This is a genomic window from Pedomonas sp., from assembly GCF_036515995.1.
In the GTDB taxonomy this organism is placed as follows: domain Bacteria; phylum Pseudomonadota; class Alphaproteobacteria; order Sphingomonadales; family Sphingomonadaceae; genus Pedomonas.
Genome location: NZ_DATBUP010000270.1, coordinates 1 through 6,435, shown reverse-complemented (window position 1 = coordinate 6,435; position 6,435 = coordinate 1). Strand labels below are relative to the sequence as shown.

The 6,435-nt window shown below is 63.5% G+C and carries 3 protein-coding genes and 1 tRNA gene; 2 read left to right on the top strand and 2 right to left on the bottom strand.

Features of this window, described 5'->3' with window-relative positions; genetic code table 11:
* The first annotated feature begins 305 nt into the window (after positions 1 to 305).
* Both VIG90_RS19470 and VIG90_RS19465 read left to right on the top strand, forming a co-directional pair.
* A complete protein-coding gene (locus VIG90_RS19470; RefSeq protein WP_331595182.1) occupies positions 306 to 1,076 on the top strand; it encodes an SDR family NAD(P)-dependent oxidoreductase in 771 nt (256 codons plus the stop codon).
* A 168-nt stretch (positions 1,077 to 1,244) separates the two neighbouring features.
* Positions 1,245 to 3,536 carry a TonB-dependent receptor gene (locus tag VIG90_RS19465; RefSeq protein WP_331595181.1) on the top strand — a complete coding sequence of 764 codons (2,292 nt, stop codon included), beginning with the start codon at positions 1,245 to 1,247 and terminating at the stop codon, positions 3,534 to 3,536.
* Positions 3,537 to 3,820: 284 nt separating this feature from the next.
* On the opposite strand, the gene VIG90_RS19460 is transcribed toward VIG90_RS19465, so the two are convergent.
* Together VIG90_RS19460 and VIG90_RS19455 are read right to left on the bottom strand one after the other, a co-directional pair.
* Positions 3,821 to 3,896 (bottom strand) — tRNA-Glu (locus tag VIG90_RS19460).
* An 81-nt stretch (positions 3,897 to 3,977) separates the two neighbouring features.
* The gene (locus tag VIG90_RS19455) at positions 3,978 to 5,153 is read right to left on the bottom strand and encodes a dipeptidase (protein ID WP_331595180.1); all 1,176 of its coding nucleotides are present in this window, start codon (positions 5,151 to 5,153) and stop codon (positions 3,978 to 3,980) included.
* Positions 5,154 to 6,435: the final 1,282 nt, after the last annotated feature.

Genomic DNA, 6,435 nt, shown 5'->3' with positions numbered 1-6,435 from the left:
CGATCAGATAGAAGCCTGCGATCCAAAATGACTTGCGCATCCAGACACTCGCTTGCGGAGAGCGCCTGCTGCTCTCCCGTCCTGCCGTGCTATCACTGAATGACGGCCCGTGTAAGCGGTCAGGTCATCGCCACGGCGAAGCACGGCCTGCGTGACGATAGCGGGGCAAATTTGTCACGTACAAATGGTTAACAGCATGCGGTGCGTCAATTTGCAGAGCAGGCAGCCTTGACCTTTGCGCATTTTGGTATCTAACTGCCCAAATCATTATACCACTGATATAAATCAGAACCGTAGGGGATGACATGGACCGGAAATTCCCTGAAGGCGCAGTGCTCGTTCTTGGCGGCAGCGGCGGCATCGGGCAGGCCATCGCGCTTGAGTTCGCGCGGGCCGGCACGGCGGTTGCCGTCTGCTACCACAGCCGGCTTGAGGCGGCTGAAAAGGTGGCGGAGCGCATTCGCGCCGAAGGCGTCGGGTCCAGCATTCACAAGGTGGACGTCACCCGGCCCGAGCAGGTGCAGGCAGCGGTCGACGAGGCCGCGAAGGTCCACGGGCGCATCCATACGGTGATGTGGGCGGCGGGGCCGCTCGTCAACCAGCTCCACATTTCCAGAATGTCTGTCGGTGACTGGCGGCATGCCATTGACGTCGAGGTCATCGGCTTCTTCAACGCCGTTCAGGCCGCGCTGCCCCATTTCCGCGCGAACGGCGGCGGGTCCTTCGTCACGCTGGGCTCGGCCGGGCATCTGCGCTGGCCGGACCGCGACGGGCTCTCGGTCGCGCCCAAGGCGGCCAATGAATCGCTGGTCAAGGGCATCGCGCGCGAGGAAGGCCGTTTCAACATCCGCGCCAATTCGGTGCTGGTGGGTGTCATCGAGGCGGGCATGTTCCACGAGCTGATGGAGCAGGGACAGTTCAGCCAGAAATGGATCGACGAAACCCTGAAGGCGCTGGCGATCAAGCGCTGGGGGCGGCCGGAGGAAATCGGCCGCGCGGCCGTGTTCCTGGCATCCAATGACGCCGCGTACATCACCGGGCAGCAGCTCAGCGTGTCCGGCGGCTTCGGGATTTGATGACCGCAATGCCCGGTCCGGAAAACAGTTTGTAAACGCCAGCGGTCCCGTTTCCGGGCCATGGCCGTGTCTGCGTCGTGTTGCGTATCCGTTGCTTTGTTTCTTTGCGAAATGAAAAAAACGCTCCTGCCACAGAACGGGAGCGTGTGTTGTAACCGGGAGGTTAATATGCGCCATAGTCGCGCTTTTGCAGGCGCTTCGGCACTCGGCCTGAGCCTTGCGTTTCTTGCCGCAACGCCGGCACTGGCACAGGATCAGGCGGCGGCTTCCGCCCCCGAGCAGGCGGCATCCAGCAGCGATGATTTCGGCATGGGTGACATCGTCGTCACCGCGCGCCGCCGTCAGGAGTCGATGCAGAGCGTGCCGGTTTCGGTTGCTGCCTTCTCGGCGGCGGCGCTGGAGAGCAAGGGCATCCAGTCGATCGCCGACATCCAGCAGTCCACGCCGAACCTGACGTTCTCGCCGGGCACGGGCGGCTCCAGCAGCCAGATTTCCCCGTTCATCCGCGGCGTCGGCGAGTATGATTACATCATCACGTCCGACCCGGCCGTGGCCGTGTTCATCGACGGCGTCTATCAGGCCCGCGCGTTCGGCGCGATCACCTCGCTGCTCGGCATCGAGCGCATCGAGGTGCTGCGCGGCCCGCAGGGCTCGCTGTTCGGCAAGAACACCATCGGCGGCGCCATCAACATCGTCACCCACCGTCCGGAAGGCTCGAACAGCGGTTCGGTCGATCTGCGCGTCGGCAGCTATGACTCCGTGCAGCTGCGCGGCCTCTACGACGGCGCGATCAACGACCAGTGGGCCTACAGCGTCTCCGTCATCGGCAAGCGCGCGGACGGCTGGCAGAAGAACCTGGCAGGCACCGGCGATCTCGGCAACGAGAAGCAGGTCGCGGGCCGCGTCGCCCTGCGCTACCGCGGCGATGACCTTGACGCCACGCTGAGCATCGATGGCCTGCACCAGCGCCAGAACTCTTCGGCGCACAGCATGATCGCCTTCGAGAACTCGTTCATCTCCGATCTGTACTCGGCGTTCGTCGCGCCGTGCTGCACCGTGCTGCCGGACAACATCAAGCAGACCGCCAGCAACAAGGAGCTGAACGTCGACAACGCCGACGCCGTGAACGGCAGCCTGACGCTGGAATTCGGCAGCACCTGGGGCGTGAAGTCGATCACCGGCGTGCGCTACACCAACGTGGAATTCGCCCGCGATGGCGATGCGTCCACGCTGAACTACGCGGGCGATCACCAGTGGATCAGCGCCACCCAGCTCAGCCAGGAAGTCCACCTGACCCGTGACGACCTGTTCAACGATCGTGGCCGCCTCCTGCTCGGCTTCTACGGCTTCTACGAGCGCGCGCATCAGGAAACCCGCCTGATCACCGCCGAGGGTCTGTATGACGCCCTGATGGCCTCCGGCGACCCGATGCTGATGGGCATGGCTCCGGCGCTCGACTTCAACGTCGACTTCGACCTGCGCCAGAAGAACACCAACCTCGCCGCGTTCGGCAACTTCATCTACGAACTGACCGATCGCCTGTCGGTCGACGCCGGCGCGCGCTTCACCTGGGAGCGCAAGAAGCTGGACGCCACCGGCATGCGCGTGTTCGCGGGCATCCCGCTCATCGACGGCCATCCGGAGTTCGGCGGCAAGGAAAGCTGGAGCAACTTCTCGCCGAAGGTGACGCTGTCCTACGAGTTCGCTGGCGACAAGCTGGGCTACTTCACCTTCTCGAAGGGCTTCCGCTCCGGCGGCTTCAACGGCCGCCCGACCGCGGCTGACGAAATCGGCACCTATGATCCGGAAAAGCTGACCAGCCTCGAGGCAGGCCTCAAGACCTCGTGGCTTGACCGTCGCCTGCGCCTCAACCTCAGCGGCTATTACAACCGCTACACCGACCAGCAGGTCTCGGTGTCGTTCGTCGGCAGCAGCGGCCTCGTCGTCGTGCGCACCGAGAACGCGGGCAAGTCGCGCATGTGGGGCTTCGAGGCGGAAGCCAACGCCGTCCTGACCGACTGGCTCTCGCTGGATGCCAGCGTCGGCTACATCAACTCGAAGTACCTCGAGTACATGTCGGTCGACACCCTCGGCAACCCGCTCGACCGTTCGGGCCTGAAGCTGAAGCAGACCCCGCCGTGGACCGGCTCGGTCGGCCTGACCACCCGCTTCCCGCTGGGCGATGCCAACGGCACCTTCCGCGTGGACGCCAGCTATCAGGACTCCAAGTACATCGACGTGGCGAACACGGAGATCCTCAAGGGCAAGGCGCACGCCATCCTCAACGCCCGTCTCCAGATCGACCTGAACAACGGCTGGGCCCTGGGCGTCGAAGGCCAGAACCTGACCGACAAGCAGGTCATCCGCGAAGGCTACGATGCCCGCACGTCCTTCGGCTTCACCGAGGCGTACTACTCGCTGCCGCGCCGTATCTACGGCTTCGTGAAGTACGATTTCTAATAGTTGAGAGTGTGTGGGGGAGGCGCGTCCTCCCCTGCATCGCCTTGGGGCCGCCTTCGGGCGGCCTTTTCTTTTCGCAGGGGTCTTTGACCCCTGCACCCCTGTTCGTTTTCAGGCTGTGTTTCAGGCGCTCTCGCACGCGGCCGATGGCAGGTGCGACAAGAAAAAACGAATGGGGGTTCAAGGGGGTTGCAGACCCCCTTGGAAGAGATCTTCCAAGTGTATCGTGCCGTGGGAAATGGTGCGCTTCTGTGGAAGCCGTCTGCCGCAGTGTTGCGGGAGATTGGCGCCCCGTAGGGGAATCGAACCCCTGTTTCAGCCGTGAGAGGGCCGCGTCCTAGGCCGCTAGACGAACGGGGCGCACCAAGACGAGGCGCGTCATGTACGGGCACATCGCGGTGCTGTCAAGCGCATCCGTCGCCCTGATGAATTTTTCTTTGCTCACTCCTGCGGCAGGGTTGCGCGCAGCACGCGAAACGCGTTGCCGCCCATGATCTTGGCGATGTCTTCCTCGCTCAGGCCCGCCCGCATCAGCCCCTCGGTGAGGGCGGAAACATGGGCGGCGTCGAACACGGTGGTGACCGCTCCGTCCCAGTCGGACCCCAGCGCCACGTGGTCGACTCCCGCCACGTCGCGCACGTGCAGCATGGCGCGGACAACGCCTTCCACCGAGGTATCGCAGATCGCCGCGTCCCAGAAGCCGATGCCGATGACCCCGCCGGTGGCGGCGATGCCGCGAATCTCGTCGTCGGTCAGGTTGCGGTTGTTGTCGCAGGTGGCCTTCACCCCGCCGTGGGAGAAGATCACGGGACGTGTCGCCATCTGCAGCACCTCGGCAATGGTGGCGTGGCTGGCGTGGGCCAGATCGACGACCATTCCGCTGCGCTGCATGTCGCGGATCACCTGCCGGCCAAGGGACGTCAGGCCGCCCTTCTCCAGACCCGCAACCGAGCCCGACACCTCGTTGTCGAAGAAGTGGGTGGGGCTGGCCATGCGGTACCCGGCTTCCCGCAGCCGGGCCAGGTTCGCGAACTTGCCTTCCAGATTGTGCAGTCCCTCGATGGAGAGCAGCCCGCCGGTTACCGTCTTTCCCGCCGCCCGGTCCGCCAGCAGGGCGTCCAGATCCTGAACGGTGCGGATGACGCGCAGCCGCCCGTCCGATTTTTCCGCGAACCGGTGCAGCTTCTCGGCATGGAAGAGGGAGCGCTGAAGCAGCGAATCCCACGTGCGGGTGGGCTGCAGCTGGGCGATGGCGAGCGTGGTGATGTTGTCGCTGTCGGCGCGGTTGCGGTCATAGTTCAGGCCGCGCGGCGTCTTGGTGACGGAGGAGAACACCTGAAGCGCCACGCGCCCCTGCTCCAGCCGCGGCAGATCGATATGGCCGAAGCTGTGGGGCTTCAGAAGGTTGCGCTTCCACAGCAGCGGATCGGCGTGCAGGTCCACCACATCGAGCCGCTGGTGCAAGGCGGCTGCCGCACCCGTGGCGGGCGGCGGCGGGTTCGGCACCAGCTGGTTCACATGCCGGTCGTACCACGTTGGCAGCACGGTGAAGAACCCGATGATGGCCAGCGCCACCAGCGCTCCGATCGCAATGACAACCGCCCGCCCCCGATCCATACGTTCCTCCCGTTTCCCCGCGCATGAAAGACACGGCGCAGCCTATCGAGGCAGGCAAGCCCTGCCAAGTCGGGGGAGGCGAGGGGCTCGTTGTCTTTTGCTCAAGATCGTGGAGATATCTCGCTCAGTTAGGGGCGGCATGGGTCCGGGGTTGGCACCTCCGGGCCCATAACGAAAAAACCCGGGCTTTGGCACCGCCCGGGCTTATCGTGGTGATCCGCATCGAAGTACTAGCTACGGAACCGTAAATACCATAGCCGCCCCCTCCCGCATATCCCCTCCTGGTCGAACGTCCAAGGCGAAGCCATTGGCGGAACGCCCGCTCATTTGTGGGGCCATTGTCTTAGCGGGACACGCGTCCGGAACCTGATGCGCGTTTATTTAAACTATTGTAATTATTGATATTAATAGAGATGTACTTGCAGGCTGTCTGTTATGAATCCCCCTGATGGTCGGCACCGTAGCACTCCCGCTGCGCTGCAATCCGGACCGTCAAAGGGGGTGAGTCCCATAAGACATGAAATCCTATCCAATTTAATCATCGGCGTTCCGACGCTGATGATTGCCTTCGTGATGCTTGTGCTCAAGATCGTGGAGATCTCGCGTTCAAAATAGCGCGCGGCATGGGTCCGGGGATGGCACCTCCGGGCCCATAACGAAAAAAGCCCGGGCCTTGGCACTGCCCGGGCTTATGGTGGTGATCCATACGAAACCCTATCCACGAAACCGTGAATACCATAGCCGCCCGCTGCCGCAAATCCCCTCATGGTCGAACATCGGTGGGGACGCCACTGGCGGAACGGCGGCCTGCTGGAATAGGTAACAAACCATAAATGACAGGATGATGCTTGACATTCCCTAGGCAATTGCCTATCGTCTCCCTGTCGACAGTGAGTCGGTAGCGTTTGGGTAGACGATGGCAGCGATGCCATGGCGGAAGCACCGCGATGAGCCTGCTCGTCAGAGCAGCAGGTGCTCACCCGCCGGGGAGGGAGCGTTCTTTCCTGACCCGCATGAGGCGTATCTTGGGGCTTCCTCCGTGCGATGTTGTGGCTGGAGGAAGGAAGGCGTCGCAGTGATCATCGCAGGCTGCATGAGGGCGCAATCGCCCGAACGTAGCACCGCGCCCGCCCACCGCTTGTGAGCACAGGGCGGCCGGACGTGGTGACAAGGCCGGTCAAGCCGTCAGGGTAGGGGTTTTAAGGGTTCCCCGCCGGGGGGACGAGGGTCGTCTAGCGTTCAGTGTGCAAAAGCGTTCCGGCCCTGCGCTCTCCCGCGCGGG

Coding starts and splice junctions, on each gene's coding strand:
- VIG90_RS19465 (WP_331595181.1), top strand. CDS start 1,245: ATGCGCCATAGTCGCGCTTTTGCAGGCGCTTCGGCACTCGGCCTGAGC.
- VIG90_RS19470 (WP_331595182.1), top strand. CDS start 306: ATGGACCGGAAATTCCCTGAAGGCGCAGTGCTCGTTCTTGGCGGCAGC.
- VIG90_RS19455 (WP_331595180.1), bottom strand. CDS start 5,153: ATGGATCGGGGGCGGGCGGTTGTCATTGCGATCGGAGCGCTGGTGGCG.